Here is a 17,411-nt window from a genome sequence, read left to right as displayed (position 1 = left end):
AACTGGTGAAGCTTTTCTGAAAACTTACAGAATAATTCATTTTATGAAAACTAAAAATATTTTTAAAAGTCTCATTTTATTCTTCTTGTGCATTGTAAAAATGAATGCACAAGAAGTTTTGACTATCGAAGAGGCGATGAAGATTGCATTGCAAAATAATTTTGACATCAAAATCGCTTCCAATAATCTAGACATTGACAAAGTAAATGTTACCACTGGAAATGCTGGAATGCTGCCCAAAGTAACTGCAACATTGACTGATGCCAACAGTATTCAAAACAGTTCACAAACGCGACAAGACGGTACAACCACTTCGCTTGACAATGCCAAAAACAACAGTTTGAATTATGGTGTTGGCTTGGATTGGACGGTTTTTAACGGTTTCAAAATGTTTGCCAGACTCGAACAACTCAAAGAATTACAAAAATTAGGGGAGGCCGAATTAAAAAACACCATAATCATGAAAATCAGTGCCGTGAATGCGGTTTATTTTGATTTGGTGCAGCAACAACAACAATTGGCGGCATTAGATACCACCATCGTGATTTCGACCCAGCGTTTAACATTGGCACAAAATCGTTTTGCCATCGGGAAAGCTTCCAAATTAGAGGTTTTGAATGCCCAAGTGGATTTGAACACGGACAAAGTGGCGCTTTTGCGACAAAAAGAATCGTATGCCAACCGAAAAATTGCCTTGAATCAAATTTTGGCAAGAGATGCCAAAGTAGATTTTAAAGTCGTGGACGAAGTCGCCGTTGACAACAAATTAATCTTGGCTGAACTAATGGCTTTGGCTGAAAAACAAAATCCACAATTAGAAGCCCAAATAATCAATAAAAGAGTCTCCGAATTAGAATTGAAGCAAATAAAAGGAGGACGTTATCCAACTGTCAACTTGACTACCGGTTATAATTTTGCCGAAAGCCAGTCCAGCCTTGGTTTCACCTCGCAATCTTCGGCCAAAGGACTTAATTATGGATTGAGGGCATCCATGAATTTGTTTGATGGTCTGGCTCAAAACCGAAACGAGAAAATTGCCAAAATCCAAATAGAAAACTCTAAAATTGCCATCGAACAACAAAGTCTTCTTTTGAATTCGGAATTGACCACTGCTTTTCAAACGTATTTAACCAATTTGGAATTGATTCAAGTAGAAGAAACAAATGAGGCCATCGCCAAACAAAATTTAAGCATAACCGTTGACAAGTTTCGCATTGGAACCATAAATACGCTCGAATTTAGAACGGCGCAATTGAATTACATCAATGCAAAAGTGCGTTACAGCAATGCCCAATATCAGGCCAAATTATCTGAAATTGCCTTGCGCGAATTGGCTGGAAATATCAATTTTTAGTTTATTTTTGTTCAAAAAAGCACAATGACCTCCTACAATCCAAAAGACTGGTTTGATTTTATTTTTAACATAAGTAAGGCAGATACGTTCCGAAAATTAATTCCAATGATGATTATCATCGGTATATATTCAGGAAGTATCGCTTATCTAGAAATCGAATATTGGGAATTGCCCGACGACAGTCCCGTGAAAAATATCTCTGTAATGCATGGCATGTTGGGTTTTGTGATTTCATTGTTATTGGCTTATAGAACCAATACGGCATACGATCGCTGGTGGGAAGGACGCAAAATGTGGGGCGGATTGGTCAACAGCAGCCGAAATTTAGCCATTAAGCTAGCTTCGATTTTAACTTCGGAAAGTGACCTTGCTTTTTTCAGAAAAATGATTCCCGGTTATGCTTCTATTTTGCACAAACATTTGAACGATAGCGATACGGCAAAACAATTGTTTGATGACGTGGATTTGGAAATTGACCATCACAAACACAGACCGAATCAAGTGGCAAAAATGCTGTTTCAAAAAGTAAATGATTTGTATGTTTCGAAAAAAATTACCGGAAATCAACTTATCATTTTAAACAACGAATTGCAATCCTTTACTGACATTTGTGGCGCTTGCGAGCGAATCAAAAACACGCCCATCCCCTACTCTTACAGCGCTTTCATCAAGAAATTCATCTTCATTTATGTATTGACCTTGCCTTTTGCCTATGTGTTTATTTTGGGCTATTTGGTGATTCCAGTAGTCGTTTTTATCTTTTATGTTTTGGCTAGTTTAGAATTGATTGCCGAGGAAATAGAAGATCCTTTTGGCATTGATGCCAATGATTTGCCAACAAAAAAAATTGCGGAAAACATAAAAAGACAGGTTGAAGAATTGATTTAATTTTTTTTCTAACGATTTGTTTTTCCAATAGTTATTTTTATTAAATTTCAAAATCTTTTTTTAATAAAATTAAATTATGAACTCCAATCGGGCCTTAATACATCCACCACTTTTATCTAACGAGAAATCGCTAAAAACTTTAGTGGAAAATAGGACCGTTTACTCCTTGAATCATTGCGAACTCAATCTATTCGAAACTTATGAATCTTCTCAATTGGTTCCATTAAAATTCAATGATTTGGTGGTTACAAGCATGTTGAGAGGCAAAAAAGTGATGCATCTTTTTGATGATCCCTGTTTTGAGTATTTACCGGGCGAAACGGTTGTTATCCCTTCAAATGTTGAAATGAAAATCGATTTTCCCGAAGCATCGCTCCATAATCCTACGCAATGCTTGGCTTTGGCAATAGACCAAACTAAAATCACAGAAACTTTACATTTCTTGAATGAAAGGTATCCAAAAGAAGGCAACAACCAATTTTGGCATTTGGATTACCAGAATTATTTCTTCTACAACAATATCGAATTGGCTACAACCATTAACAAATTGATCAAAGAATGTATGAGCACGTCAATTACTAAAGACGTTCTTGCCGATTTGACTTTACAGGAATTATTAATCCGAATCATTCAAACGCAAACAGCAAAAGCCATTGACGACGGTTTGTTTACGGATCCAAAAAATCCAATCACCCAAGTGGTCGAATTCATACGATTGAATTTGAAAGAGAATATCAGCATGAAACATTTGAGTGAGAAAGCCTGTATGAGCACGGCTTCTTTTTACCGACTTTTCAAAAGAGAATTGGGCATGAGTCCAATTGAATTTGTAATTAGCGAAAAAATAAGATGCGCCAAACAATTACTCAAAAATCCAACAATACAAATCAATGAAGTATGTTATTTATCTGGATTTGAAGATTCCAATTACTTCATTCGATTGTTCAAAAAACACGAAGGAATTACCCCAAAACAATATCAATTGTTGTACGTAAATTAAGTTATTCTATAAATTTTACCGGCTCAAGAGAAAGCTCTTCTTCTGGCGTAAAAATTCGATATTCAATTCGGAATGTCTTTTTTAATGGTGTTTCCAAAGAAAATCCTCCTACTCCAAAAGCATCAATTACATCCAATGTAAAATGGGCGTGTTTCCAATATTCGAATAAATCCTTGTCCACCCAAAACTCGGTATTTTCTATGGTGCCAATGCAAACATCACCCAATCTTTGATAAAATCCGCCTTTTTCGAAACACTGTGGTTGCGTTCCTTCACAACATCCTCCGGCCTGATAAAACATCAAATCGCCGTGTTTTTCCTGTAAAATTTTGATTAATGCTATTGCTTTTTCCGTTGCGTCAATTCTTGTTGTCATCATTTCTAGTTTAAAATAAAACCCAGCAAATAATACAATCTGCCGGGTTTAAAATTAGTTAATCATCTGAAATATATTAAAAGAAGCCTAATTTCTTTTTATCGTAAGAAATCAACATATTTTTGGTTTGACGATAATGTCCCAACATCATTTTATGGTTTTCACGACCAATTCCAGATTGTTTGTACCCTCCAAAAGGCGCACCAGCCGGATATGAATGGTATTGATTTACCCAAACACGACCCGCTTGAATCGCTCTTGGAACCTGATAAATTTCGTGGGCATCACGTGTCCAAACACCGGCTCCCAACCCATACATCGAATCGTTTGCAATAGCAATCGCTTCTTCAGTCGTTTTGAAAGTGGTCACGGCCAAAACCGGTCCAAAGATTTCTTCCTGGAAAATACGCATTTTGTTATTTCCTTTAAAAAGTGTCGGTTTGATGTAATATCCTCCCGAAATATCACCTTCCATATGGTTTTCTGATCCTCCAATTAAAATCTCGGCACCTTCTTCTTTACCTAATTTGATATAGGAAAGTATTTTTTCTTTTTGAACTAATGATGTTTGAGCACCCATCATAGTCGTTTTGTCCAATGGATTTCCCAATTTGATTGCTGCAGTCCTTTCGATTACTCTGGCAATAAATTTTTCGTAAATGTCTTCGTGAATCAGTAATCGCGAAGGACAAGTACAAATTTCACCTTGATTTAAAGCAAATAACACAGCTCCTTCAACGGCTTTATCAAAGAAATCATCGTCGGCATCACCAACAGATTTCAAGAAAATATTAGGAGATTTTCCACCCAATTCCAATGTAACGGGAATAATATTTTCCGTAGCATATTGCATCACCAAACGTCCCGTCGGAGTTGAACCTGTAAACGCAGCTTTGGACACTTTTTTGTTTGTTACCAAAGTTCTTCCAAGCTCCGCGCCAAAACCGTTGACAATATTTACCACTCCGGGAGGAAGAATATCGCCAATCAATTCCATTAAAATCAAAATGGAAATTGGAGTGCTTTCTGCTGGCTTCAAGACTACCGTGTTTCCTGCGGCCAATGCTGGAGCCAGTTTCCAAACAGCCATCAAAATGGGAAAATTCCAAGGAATAATTTGGGCAATTACTCCCAAAGGTTCACTCAAAGCAATCGAAACGGTTTGGGAATCCAATTCGGCGATGGAACTTTCCTCGGCACGAATTACACTGGCAAAATATCGAAAATGGTCAATCGCCAAAGGAATATCGGCTGCTAAAGTTTCTCGAATTGCTTTTCCGTTGTCAATGGTTTCAACGGTAGCAATATATTCCAGATTATCTTCAATGACCTGGGCGATTTTGTTCAATAATATGCTGCGCTCAGTTACAGAAGTTTTCCCCCAAGTTTGAAAAGCATCATAAGCCGTGTCAACAGCCAAATCGATATCAACTTTAGTCGAATGGGCAGCTCTTGTAAACACTTTTCCGTCAATGGGAGAAACTACATCAAAATATTGTCCACCTATTGGTGCAACAAATTTTCCTCCAATATAATTATCATACGTTGCCTTAAATTCAGGTCTTTTTACCAAGTTGTCCATATTGTTATCTGTTTTAATTTTTTCAAAAATAGGTTCATATCCATCATCAAAATAGCACAATTCATTCAAATAGTAGCATAAAATTTTACTATGTGTTTTTTTAACGTTATTTTATTAAACAATTAGTAGTTATTTATGTTTTAAATTAGATTATTCTTATTTGTGATTTAAATAGAATTACAAATTAAATTGTAAAAAAACACCAAATTGTCCTGTTTTAAAATACCACAAATGAGAATTACGCACTTCAACGATTTTTAAAACAGTTTAAACGATTTTAATTTTTTATTACTAGTAATCACACAATATTTGTGAAATAGAAATAAGTCAAAAAGCCTTTATTAATTCAAACCAAATTAAATCCATGAAAAAAATTATTTTATTAGTAGTTGTCGCTCTTTTTACTTTTAGCTGTAGTACTGAACCTTTGGCTACAGATTCTGGAGCCATTAGTAAAACCAATGATTCCACAGCAAAATTTGCTTCTAGTGCAAAATCTCCTTCTGCAGCGAGCACCAGCAATTGGGGCGATTACAACATTGCAGTTTCAGTAAGCACTGATGGTTCCGAATGGACTTACACCATCACAAAGGCTAAATCGAGTGCTAAAACCTTGAGTCACTTCATTATTGACCTTAATAACTGTGGTGAAGACAGTGCAACTTTTGGCGATATTCTTTGGGCAACTGTCAATGGAGTGCCAACAGACTTATCCCCAACGGAGGGAAAAGGCACAACTTGTAACCCACAAGACACTACAAACAATTTTGTTAAATTTCCAGCATTTTCAGCGGCATCATCTTGGACGCTGGTATTGAAATTTGACCGTGGTTATGAAACATTTATTTCTGCTGCTGCCTGGATTAAAGCCGGAACTTCTTGCAACCAAGGAGTAATTTCTGCTCCAGGTTGTCCAAAAGAGGATTATTGTTCTTTTTCACAAGGATTTTTCTTTGGTAATGGCTCTGAAAAAAACGGAGCCAGTGATTTATGGGCAAACGGTCTTGCCATTGGTGGAATAAGCTATACACAAGAACAAGGAAATAATGCTTGGGATATTGATCGTGGCCCTGGAGGTGATATCACGTTGAACGCATTCTTCCAACTTGCAGCTGTACGTTTGAGCGGTGTTGAAAGTCAAGTTGCAACTGATGCCGCAATCATTGATGCTTATTTTAATGGAATGGACATCTTTTCAAAATTGGCAATTGGAACTAAAGGGAATAATTCTACTTACCAATATTTCAACCTTCCAGCATCCGTGACCAATACATTGACAAATGTGACAACTACAACAGCCATGGTAGATGCAGCTGGAACAAGAATTGCAGAATATATCGAAACCCACCACTGTCAATAACACTAAAGATGTTTGGAAAAATAAATTTTTCCAAACATAAATAATTAATAAATAAGCCGTTTCACAAATAAAATGTGAGACGGTTTTTTTATGAATTTATATTCTGGAATGAAACAAAATACCGGTAAAAATCAAATAAATTGTTTCCTACTCCAAACTGCAATCCTTATATTTGCAATCTCATAAAATTGACAAATGAAAATATCTTACAACTGGTTAAAACAATTCATAAAAATAGACTGGAAATCCGAAGAAACCGCAGCATTATTGACAGACTTGGGTCTGGAAGTGGAAGTAGTCGAAAAATATCAATCCGTAAAAGGAGGCTTGGAAGGCATTGTTGTAGGCCATGTTCTTAGCTGTGTTCCACATCCTGATGCAGATCGTTTGAAAGTAACCACCGTAGATTTAGGCAACGGCGTTCCTGTTCAAATTGTATGTGGCGCAACCAATGTCGCTGCAGGGCAAAAAGTGCCAGTCGCAACCATCGGAACCACATTATACGACAAAGAAGGAGTTGCTTTTCAAATCAAAAAAGGAAAAATTAGAGGACAGGAAAGTCACGGAATGATTTGTGCAGAAGACGAACTGGGTCTTGGAGAAAGTCATGACGGAATTATGATACTTGAGGATTCCATTGCAGCTGGAACAACTGCGGCAAGTGTTTTTAAAATTGAAAATGACGAAGTTTTTGAAATTGGATTAACACCCAACCGTGCCGATGCCATGAGTCATTTTGGAACTGCTCGTGATTTAAGAGCCGGTTTGTTGCAATCTGGTGTTAAAGTGGAATTAATCTCACCTTCCGTGAGCAATTTCAGGGTCGACAAAAGAACATTAAAGATTGATGTCAACGTCGAGAAAAACCTTTTGGCTCCAAGATATTGCGGGGTTACCATTTCTGGAATTACAATCAAACCATCACCGGCTTGGTTGCAAAACCGATTGAAAGCCATAGGAATCAATCCAAAAAACAACATTGTGGATGTCACCAATTACGTTTTGCACGAATTAGGACAACCCCTTCACGCTTTTGACGCATCAAAAATACACGGAAAAATAATTGTAAAAACACTTCCTTCGGGAACAAAATTTACGACACTTGATGATATCGAGAGAACCTTGCACGAAGAAGATTTAATGATTTGTGACGAAAAAGGGCCTTTATGTATTGCAGGAGTTTTTGGAGGAAAAAATTCGGGAGTTTCTGAAAACACGACTTCCATCTTCCTGGAAAGCGCTTATTTTAATCCAGTGAGTATTAGAAAAAGTGCCAAAAGACACCAACTCAACACAGATGCTTCCTTCCGTTTTGAAAGAGGAATTGATCCAAACATTACCGAATACGCATTAAAACGCGCTGCTTTGTTGATTCAAGAAGTTGCCGGTGGCGAAATCACTTCGGATATTGTTGATATTTATCCAAAGAAGATTGAGGATTTTCCAGTAGTTTTGAATTTCAATAACGTAAAGAAAATTATTGGTCAAGAATTACCGAAAGAAATCATCAAAAACATCTTGGCTTCTTTGGAAATAAAGGTAAACAGCGTTTCTGACGCCGGTTTGGGATTGACCATTCCTGCTTATCGCGTGGACGTGCAAAGAGAAATCGATGTTATCGAGGAAATTCTTCGTGTGTATGGCTACAACAACATCAAGTTTTCGGATAAATTGAATGCCACGGTTTCCAATGCGCCAAGAACCGAAGATTACAAAGTGCAAAACATCATTGGAACCCAATTGAATTCGCAAGGATTCCATGAAATGATGGCCAATTCCTTGACAACTTCGTCTTACGTACAATTGTCGGAAAAACTGAAAGAGGAACACAATGTAATGATGTTGAATCCATTGAGCAATGATTTGGCAGCCATGCGTCAATCGCTGTTATTTTCTGGATTGGAAGCCATTTCATACAACATCAACCGTAGAAATTCGGATTTGAAATTATTTGAATTTGGAAAAACCTATCATAAATTTCCATCAGGTTATGAAGAAAACAAGCATTTGACGATGTTCATCACCGGAAACAGGAATCAAGAAAACTGGACCAACGCACAGAAACCTAGCGATTTCTTCTTGTTCAAAGGCTATGTGGAAGCCGTGCTTTCGAGATTGGGCATTCAAAAAACACAAAATCTTCCCGTGACTACCGATGTTTTTTCGGAAGGAATCGCCATAAGCCAAGGAAGCAATGTTTTGGTGGAATTTGGTGTCGTAAAAAAATCCATATTGAAACATTTCGACATCAAGCAGGAAATTTTGTATGCCGATTTCAATTGGGCACTGGTTTTAAAACTGCTTTCCAATAAAATCAAATATGTGGAAATTCCGAAATATCCAGAAGTGCGCAGGGATTTGTCTTTGTTGTTGAATGAAAACGTATCGTTTGAAGCTATTTACAACCTAGCTAGGCAAACCGAGAAATCATTGTTGAAAAACATTAGTTTGTTTGACGTGTATCAAGGGAAAAACCTTCCAGAAGGCAAAAAATCCTATGCGGTAAGTTTCACCATTCAAGACAACACCAAAACCTTGACCGACGTTCAAATTGACAAGATTATGGGCAAATTGCAAAAGAATCTGGAAACCGATTTGGAAGCCAGTTTGAGGTAAAATTTTGAATCCTGTAAGGCAATTAAGGTCATTTAAGTTTGACTTTATTAATGTCTATAAAAGTAAAATGCCAATCCCTGATTTAGGATTGGCATTTTTTTTTATAAAATATTTTTTATTCCTATTAACTAAAGAATTGAACTCCTAATTTGCTTAGAATAAACAAACCCAAAATAAAGCCAATAAAACATTACTGATTTAGGATTGCATTTCTTTTATAAAATATTTTATATCCCTATTAATTAAAGAATAGAACTCCTAATTAATAAACAAAGCCAATAAAACATAGATCAGTCAAGCACAAATTTCCACAATCAAAAACATTTTAAAATCTGTGAATCTGCGGCAAAAAAAAAGTCCCACGCCTTAGCGTGGGACTTCCTATATTCAAAAAACTGAAATTAGATTATTTCTTTTTCTCGTTTTTTTCCATTTTTGCTTTAAGACCTGCAAGAATATCATTTGCATCACCTAAAGTTGCAGCGGGTGCATTTGTAGATGAATTAGATGAAGTGTTTTCAGTGGCAGCTTTCACATTTTTCTCTTCTTCTTCACGGAAGATGGCAGTGTGTGAAGCAACTACTCTTTTGAATTCTTTGTTGAATTCGATTACTTTGAAATCAGCAGTTTCGCCTTTTTTCAATTTCTTTCCGTCTTCTTTTTCAAGGTGACGTGTAGGAATGAAAGCAACGATATCATCACCAAATTCTACAGTAGCTCCTTTGTCAACAATCTCGGAGATTTCACCTGAGTGGATAGTTCCCACTGCGAATGAATCTTCGTATTGATCCCAAGGGTTGGCAGTAGTTTGTTTGTGACCTAAAGATAATTTACGTCCATCAACATCCAATTCCAATACAACTACGTCTAATTTTTCACCAACATTTACAAATTCAGATGGGTGTTTGATTTTCTTAGTCCAAGAAAGGTCAGAAATGTAGATTAATCCATCGATTCCTTCTTCCAATTCTACGAAAATTCCAAAGTTTGTAAAGTTTCTAACGATACCTGTGTGTTTAGAACCTACTGGGTATTTAGAAGTAATATCAGTCCATGGATCTTGAGTCAATTGTTTGATACCCAATGACATTTTACGGTCATCTCTATCCAAAGTAAGGATAACAGCCTCAACAACATCACCCACTTTTACGAAATCTTGAGCAGAACGCAAGTGAGTTGACCAAGACATTTCAGAAACGTGGATCAAACCTTCAACACCTTCAGCCACTTCGATAAACGCACCGTAATCAGCGATTACAACTACTTTACCTTGTACTTTGTCACCAATTTTCAAATCAGCATTCAAAGCATCCCAAGGGTGAGCGTTCAATTGTTTCAATCCTAATTGGATTCTTGTTTTCTCGTCATCAAAATCAAGGATTACCACGTTAAGAACTTGGTCTAATTCAAGAACTTCAGATGGGTGGTTGATTCTTGACCAAGAAAGGTCGGTAATGTGGATCAATCCATCAACACCACCAAGGTCAATAAACACACCGTATGAAGTGATGTTTTTAACAACACCTTCCAATACTTGTCCTTTTTGTAATTTTCCGATGATTTCTTTTTTCTGTACTTCAATATCAGCCTCGATAAGCGCTTTGTGAGATACAACAACATTTTTGAATTCGTGGTTGATTTTTACCACTTTGAATTCCATCATTTTGTTTACATATACATCGTAATCTCTAATTGGCTTAACGTCAATTTGAGATCCTGGCAAGAATGCTTCAATTCCGAAAACGTCAACGATCATACCACCTTTAGTTCTGCATTTTACAAAACCATTAACGATTTCACCTGTTTCGTTTGCAGCAATAACTCTATCCCATGATTTGATAGTACGTGCTTTTCTGTGAGACAATACCAATTGACCTGTTTTATCCTCACGGATGTCAATCAATACTTCTACTTTGTCACCTACTTTTAATGCTGGATTGTAACGGAATTCGTTCAATGAAATAACACCTTCCGATTTTGCGTTGATATCAACGATAACGTCTCTATCAGTAATTCTAACAACGATACCTTCCACTACTTCTTCTTGATCTGTCGCGATAAAAGTTTTTGAAACTAGGTCTTCGAATTCTTGTAAGTTTTTCTCATCTACTGCATCGATACCTTCTTCGAAGTTGTGCCAGTTAAAATTTGCTAAAAACTCTTCTTGTGATTTTAAAATTTCAGACATGCTGATTAAAAAATTTGTATTCTGCATTTTCTCGAGTTTCTTGATGCGATAGAAAACAACAGAAGTTGTTTGTATAATTAGTTGATACCTAAAGGAAACTCTTATTCACCAAAAGGTGTGCAAAAGTAATTCTTTTTTATTTAACCACAAAATATTTTCTCCCAGATAATCAATGGTTTATTGGTTGCAGCCCTTTTCGGGGTTTTCAGGAACTCTGCTCCCGCTTTTCGTTGCAATCTTGGCGGCCGAATACTGGACACAACGGATTTTTACTGCAATCGGGCTTATTTATGACTTTGGGATTTAAAAAATAATTACAGCTTAAAAATCAAACCATTAGCTTGAAAATAAAAAACTGATTTTTCAAAATTTGTAAGAAATAAAGTCTATATTTGAATTTAATTATTGTTATGATCATTTTCACTATTATCTACCAGAAATTGGATGGCTTTGTGTGATTTTGTGACACATATATACAAGTTATCTACAACTTTTCATTCAACCCTCCAATTTGCACTTAAAGTGTTGTATTCATTGACTTTATAAAAATGAACAATGCAATTTTAAGCAACAAAAAGCAACGAAATACTTGTTTTGTTGTACCCAATGTTGTACCTTCGTATCACGATGCACCCAATTGAAAACCCAGTATTTACAATACTTTCACTCGTTTGCATTACTTTACAAAAGTAGTATAACATTTCTAAATTCCTATTATTATGGCATCAGTAAAACTAATTTTAAGAACACATCAGGCAGATCAAACCGGGCACAGCCCTTTGTATATCCGAATTATAAAAGATAGAAAAACGAAATTTATCACTGCTGGAGTGAAGCTTAAAGAGAACGAGTGGGATGAAGCAAAGCAGAAAGTAAAAAAGAACCATTCCAACAGTGCCAGGATGAATGCTGCATTATCTCAAAAGATTGCAGATGCCGAAGGTCAGGTTGCCGATATGGAACGCAAAATAAAAACGGTATCGGTTAAAAAACTCAAAGAAGCCATAAAGGGAAAAGAAGTACCTAATTTTTTTGAATATGCCAGAAAGAGATTAGAAAAAATCAAAAGTACCGTTTCTTATTCCACTTACAGAGCATACACCTCTCAGGTTGATAAATTTGAAAAATATATGGGAACAAAGGATGTATATTTTGATGAAATTACGGTAGCACTATTAAACGACTATAAATTTCATTTAGGAGATACTTTAGGCAACGGAGATACAACGCAACGCCTTTCCATAATTGTGCTCGGAACCATATTCAGGGATGCTATTCGTGAAGAAGTAATTCCCGAAACTATGTTTCCATTTAGCAAAATAACCCTCAAAATCAGCTCTTCTAAAAGATTATTTCTTAATAAAGTACAGATTGATAATTTAACCAATTTAAAGCTCATAGAAGGCAAAAAAGCTATGATGTGGAGAGATTTATTCCTTTTCTCTATTTATGCCGGAGGATTGCGTTTTAGTGATGTTATCGAAATGCAATATTCTAATTATAATGAAGCTGAACATAAAATCAACAAACACATTCGTAAAACTGGAAGAGTACACCAGTTCAAAATTGGAAAAGTGGCTATCGATATTTTAGAAAAATACAAAAAAGTAAATGCCAATCACGATGATTTTATCTTTCCGATTATTGTCGATAAAGAAGGCTATTTGAACAGTGAAGCAAAACGTTATTTTCAAACAGCAGCTTTCAATAAATTGGCAAATTGGCATCTAAAAAAATTGGGGACAAAAATAAAACTCCCTTTCGACCTTTCTTTCCATTTATCAAGACACAGTTTTGCAACAAATGCTTTAAATAATGGAATGAGAATTGAGCACGTTTCAAAATTAATGGACCACCGAGATATTAGCACAACTCAGGTATATGCCAAAATCATCAGCGAAGAACTGGATAAAGCGGTTGACAATTATATTTTTTAAAACACAACGAGGGAAGAAATTACCCTCGTTTTTTTTTCGAAGGTAAATTTTATTGTTTTTTACTCTCGTATTCAAAAACACCAATAAAATATAGAAAAATCAAAGTTGTTAATAACTCATTTGAAATACTTTAACAAGGATTTTTTTTAATTTATAATTTTACAAAAGAGAAAACAAGTAATTTTTAAAGCATTCGAAACGAGTGATAAACGAACTCTAGTTGAAAACACTAGGACTTCCAAAAGGCAAACAATTTAAAACCGCTTTTAATTACCTTTCAATACTAAATGAATACCAAAAAAAACATATTACAATTTGAATTCAAAGGATCAAAATATGCAAACAGCTCCGTTTGTAGAATTATTGGCAGCGCCTGCGGCTCTGGCCAAAAATCCTTTATTTGATATAATCGTTGAAGACAAAGTTACTATTCAAAACTATTGCAATGCTTTAATTGCTAAAATTTTAGAACTCAAACAATCTCAATTTCCTGCTTTTATCGATTATCAATTCAACCAGGTGAAGAACCCGGAAATATGGATATGTAAACTCGAAAAATTATTAGCCAATAATGAAGCTTTTTTCAGCTCCAAAACAGCAATGAGTAGATACAATAAATTGTACATTTTAATCGAGAAAAAACGAACAGAGCTGCAATCTACCAGAGTAAAAGAACCAGTTGTAAAAACTCCTAAAAAATTCATTAATGCCGAAAGTGAAGACCGTCATTTCTCATTATATGAGTTAAAAAAGCAGCTTGAAAAAATCAATGATGACAATCAAAAAATATTGTTATTGACTAAAGAAATGTTTGAATACCAACAAGCTAATATTGAGTTTATCAATCAAAAGACACCGTTTTATGATGCACAATGCACCAAAGAAATAGAGAACATTTATGCCTTACAAAAAATACAAGCGGCAATTGAAGAAGCTCAAAAACTAAAATTAAGCAGCCCAAAACCAAACAAAAAACTAAAATTCAATGGAAATCTAAACCAATTAGTAGATATGTTTTACCAATTAAATCGCGAACTTTTTATTGATGGCAAACCTTATATTGACGAAAACACAAACGATCTAGCGGATTGGATTGTAAATTCCTTCTTGGATAAGGGAGGGTAAAGAAATAAGTCCCCTAACAGTCAAAACAATCCTCAAACCTTCCAAAGAGGATAAACGTCCGAACACCCATAAAAGACTGGACATCGATAAATTGCTTTAAACAAAATGGTCCCCTGGAGACCAAGTGGGAACTAAAAGACTTTTTTCAACTTCTCACATTTGCACCATAACAATTTAAAACTTTTAAAAATGGATGCAATTATCTTCACAAAAGACCAGTTCACAGATCTAATGAGTAAATTAGACACAATTCAATCCCAACTTTCTATCAAAGCTGACCCCAAGAAAGAAACCTTTCTGGACAATCAAGAATTTCTATTATTGATGAAAATTTCAAAACGTACAGCGCAAACCTGGAGAGACGAAGGCAAAATTTCATTTAGTCAAGTGGGAAACAAAATCTATTACAAACTTTCTGATGTTGAAAAACTCCTAACCGAGCACTACAACAAATCTTTCAAAGGACGATAGTATGAGCAGCTGCAATGGAACCTGCGAATCTTGCGATTGTAAGCCTCGCAAAACGAGATTCACTTTTCACTATTCACTTTTCACCTCTCACTAAATTATGGTAACCATTTTCAAGAATTTCAACGAGGTTGTTGAACACAAAACAATTTCAACAATTTTAGAAGAAATCAAAACAGGAAAGTACCGACCGGGCATAATTTACTTGCGTAAATCACTTGCTGAAAACAAAACAGAAGCCTATAACAAAGCCAAAAAATCACTTCCAGCATTCACTCCTTCTGGAAAGTTTGTTGGAGGTCGTAAATTGGAATACCTAGCGGATTATTCAAGTTGCATCATTTTGGACATCGACAAATTAACTGTTGCCGATTTGCAAAATGCAAAGCATTTGGCCAATCAAAGTGAATTCACATTTGCCAGTTTCATAAGTCCATCAGGTAACGGATTAAAAATTCTAGTAAAAATCAATTCAGACAAAGCCAATCACAAAGAAGCGTTTCTATTGGTACAAGCGCATTACGAGAGTATTTTAAAATTAGAAATAGACAAATCAGGCAAAGACTTAACCAGACTATGCTTTTATTCTTATGATGAAAACCTTTATTACAATGAAAACGCAAAAATATTTAGTGTTACAGAACAAGAAAAAGAACCTAAAGCTAACATCGAGAGGGAGTTTAAAAGAACAGAGCCAAAAATTGTTATTAATAGCGATGCAATCTACAACCATTGTGTAAATTTTACCGAAAAAAAAGTGCAATTCGTGAATGGTAGCCGAAACGTATTCGTTCATCAATTAGCGTGTAACCTCAATCGTAAAGGTGTATTGCTCCAAGAAGCTCTAGGATATATTTTAACTGATTTTGGGTATGACGAAAAAGAAGTAACCCAAGCAGTAAATAGTGCTTATGGAAATAGTCACGAGTTTGGTAAAAATGAGAAGTCCAAAATTGTCATCCCGAGGAACGAGGGAACTCATCAACCTACAACTATTATAGAGGATGAAGACGATAAAGACAAACCAAAACCAACCCAAATAGACCGTTTAGAGTTGTTTTTATCAAACAAATATGTATTTCGGCACAACATAGTATCTGGAAAATTAGAGTTCCAGTATTTCGGTAAAAAGAAGTGGAATGTAATGAATGATTTTATTGAAAATTCAATGCTTCGAGAATGTTTAAAAGGTCGGATTAAAACAAACTTATCTTCATTACGAAATTTATTGTACTCCGATTTTTGTGTGCTGTTCAATCCATTTGAAGATTACTTTTTCAATTTACCTTCTTATGATGAAAAGACCGATTATATTACCGAATTAGCAAACACAATCACAACTACAAAACAAGAACTTTGGCAGCAATGCTTTAAAAAATGGTTAGTTGCTATGGTGGGATGTGTTCTCGATGATAAAGTGATTAATCACACGGTTATTGTATTTAGTGGCAAACAAGGACTGGGAAAAACAACGTGGGTTGAAAAGCTTGTTCCAAAACCTTTGAAAGAATATCTATTTTCCGGAACCATAAACCCAAACAACAAAGATACATTGGTGCAGCTTTCAGAATGTATGCTAATCAACTTGGACGAACTAGAAAACCTAAACCGTTCCGAAATTGGATCACTCAAAGAAATCATCACAAAAACCCAAATCAGAATGAGAAAAGCCTACGGACACAACAACGAAACAATGCCACGAAGGGCATCATTTGCCGGAAGTGTAAATACAGCACAATTCTTGAACGATAGTACAGGAAGCAGAAGGTTTCTTTGTTTCGAGTTGGAAGGCATAAAATACCAACACAATGTAGATATTAATATGGCATTTTCACAAGCATTGTTTCTTTTCAAAAGTGGGTTTAGATATTGGTTTGACCAAGAAGAAATAAAATCAATTACAGAAAATAACGAACAATACCAGTTACGAAGCCCAGAGGAAGAATTGCTTTTAACGTGGTTTGAACCAATCGAAAGAGAAAACGCAACATTGTTTTTAAACGCTTCTCAAATAGCTGCCAAATTAGCAGAAAAGGCAAAAATTAATATCAATGACGGTACAATAAACAAAATCGGAAAAGCTATGAAAAAACACAACTTCATCAGAATAAGCACTAAAACGGGATATGTTTACGCTATTAGAGAATTCACTTATGAAGAAGTCGACCAAAAAAACACTAGTAATTCAATCGACAATATTCTCTAAAATTCCAGTCAAATCAATACAAATTCTAAAAGGTGCAAATTGCACCTTTTTTCATTAAAATAAGGGATAGGATAGGATAACCAAAAAACACCTAAAACATAAACTACTTTTTTTAATTTTAAACAATTGGGTAACATAAGCCAATAGTAAAGCAAATCAATTAACCACTACAACCCTTTTACACTCAAACAGCCACTTAAATCCGTTTTTTATTTCATAAAAAAATAAAAATATCTTTTATCCTTTTTTTGCTTATCCTATCAACTTTAATCTAAAAACACCTCTTTACATTCAATTGCTTTTTTGTATGT

Annotated in this window: 12 protein-coding genes; 9 read left to right on the top strand and 3 right to left on the bottom strand. The window is 35.4% G+C overall.

The features are described 5' to 3' along the window. Positions 1 to 43 precede the first annotated feature (43 nt). From C0430_RS11370 to C0430_RS11360, 3 genes are all read left to right on the top strand, one after another. Complete coding sequence (locus C0430_RS11370; RefSeq protein WP_290870014.1) at positions 44 to 1,354, top strand: TolC family protein; 1,311 nt, start codon at positions 44 to 46, stop codon at positions 1,352 to 1,354. A gap of 24 nt (positions 1,355 to 1,378) precedes the next feature. Then, positions 1,379 to 2,242: a bestrophin family ion channel gene (locus C0430_RS11365; RefSeq protein ID WP_290870011.1), complete on the top strand. Its 864-nt coding sequence runs from the start codon at positions 1,379 to 1,381 to the stop codon at positions 2,240 to 2,242. Between the two features lie 76 nt (positions 2,243 to 2,318). Continuing rightward, on the top strand, positions 2,319 to 3,242 hold the full coding sequence (locus tag C0430_RS11360; protein WP_290870008.1) for an AraC family transcriptional regulator: 924 nt from the start codon (positions 2,319 to 2,321) through the stop codon (positions 3,240 to 3,242). A 1-nt stretch (position 3,243) separates the two neighbouring features. Here the strand turns inward: C0430_RS11360 and C0430_RS11355 are convergent, their stop codons facing one another. Both C0430_RS11355 and C0430_RS11350 read right to left on the bottom strand, forming a co-directional pair. Continuing rightward, on the bottom strand, positions 3,244 to 3,618 hold the full coding sequence (locus tag C0430_RS11355) for a DUF779 domain-containing protein (protein WP_290870192.1): 375 nt from the start codon (positions 3,616 to 3,618) through the stop codon (positions 3,244 to 3,246). A gap of 76 nt (positions 3,619 to 3,694) precedes the next feature. Beyond that, complete coding sequence (locus C0430_RS11350; protein WP_290870189.1) at positions 3,695 to 5,200, bottom strand: aldehyde dehydrogenase family protein; 1,506 nt, start codon at positions 5,198 to 5,200, stop codon at positions 3,695 to 3,697. Between the two features lie 364 nt (positions 5,201 to 5,564). On the opposite strand from C0430_RS11350, the gene C0430_RS11345 reads away from it, so the two are divergent. Further along, complete coding sequence (locus C0430_RS11345; RefSeq protein ID WP_290870001.1) at positions 5,565 to 6,560, top strand: hypothetical protein; 996 nt, start codon at positions 5,565 to 5,567, stop codon at positions 6,558 to 6,560. A gap of 195 nt (positions 6,561 to 6,755) precedes the next feature. After that, the gene (pheT, locus tag C0430_RS11340) at positions 6,756 to 9,176 is read left to right on the top strand and encodes a phenylalanine--tRNA ligase subunit beta (RefSeq protein WP_290869999.1); all 2,421 of its coding nucleotides are present in this window, start codon (positions 6,756 to 6,758) and stop codon (positions 9,174 to 9,176) included. 406 nt (positions 9,177 to 9,582) lie between these two features. On the opposite strand, the gene rpsA is transcribed toward pheT, so the two are convergent. Continuing rightward, complete coding sequence (gene rpsA, locus C0430_RS11335) at positions 9,583 to 11,364, bottom strand: 30S ribosomal protein S1 (protein ID WP_290870186.1); 1,782 nt, start codon at positions 11,362 to 11,364, stop codon at positions 9,583 to 9,585. A 719-nt stretch (positions 11,365 to 12,083) separates the two neighbouring features. Here rpsA and C0430_RS11330 point away from each other — a divergent pair. The 4 genes from C0430_RS11330 (at position 12,084) to C0430_RS11315 (ending at position 17,100) form a co-directional block, all read left to right on the top strand. Then, the gene (locus C0430_RS11330) at positions 12,084 to 13,301 is read left to right on the top strand and encodes a site-specific integrase (protein WP_290869997.1); all 1,218 of its coding nucleotides are present in this window, start codon (positions 12,084 to 12,086) and stop codon (positions 13,299 to 13,301) included. A 336-nt stretch (positions 13,302 to 13,637) separates the two neighbouring features. Next, positions 13,638 to 14,426: a hypothetical protein gene (locus C0430_RS11325; RefSeq protein WP_290869995.1), complete on the top strand. Its 789-nt coding sequence runs from the start codon at positions 13,638 to 13,640 to the stop codon at positions 14,424 to 14,426. A gap of 189 nt (positions 14,427 to 14,615) precedes the next feature. Continuing rightward, positions 14,616 to 14,897, top strand: a complete 282-nt coding sequence (locus C0430_RS11320; RefSeq protein WP_269685188.1) for a helix-turn-helix domain-containing protein — start codon at positions 14,616 to 14,618, stop codon at positions 14,895 to 14,897. 97 nt (positions 14,898 to 14,994) lie between these two features. Then, positions 14,995 to 17,100: a VapE domain-containing protein gene (locus tag C0430_RS11315; protein ID WP_290869992.1), complete on the top strand. Its 2,106-nt coding sequence runs from the start codon at positions 14,995 to 14,997 to the stop codon at positions 17,098 to 17,100. Positions 17,101 to 17,411 lie beyond the last annotated feature (311 nt).

The sequence above is a fragment of the Flavobacterium sp. genome, assembly GCF_013823965.1.
Lineage (GTDB): Bacteria > Bacteroidota > Bacteroidia > Flavobacteriales > Flavobacteriaceae > Flavobacterium.
This window is presented reverse-complemented; position numbering and strand designations above follow the sequence as displayed.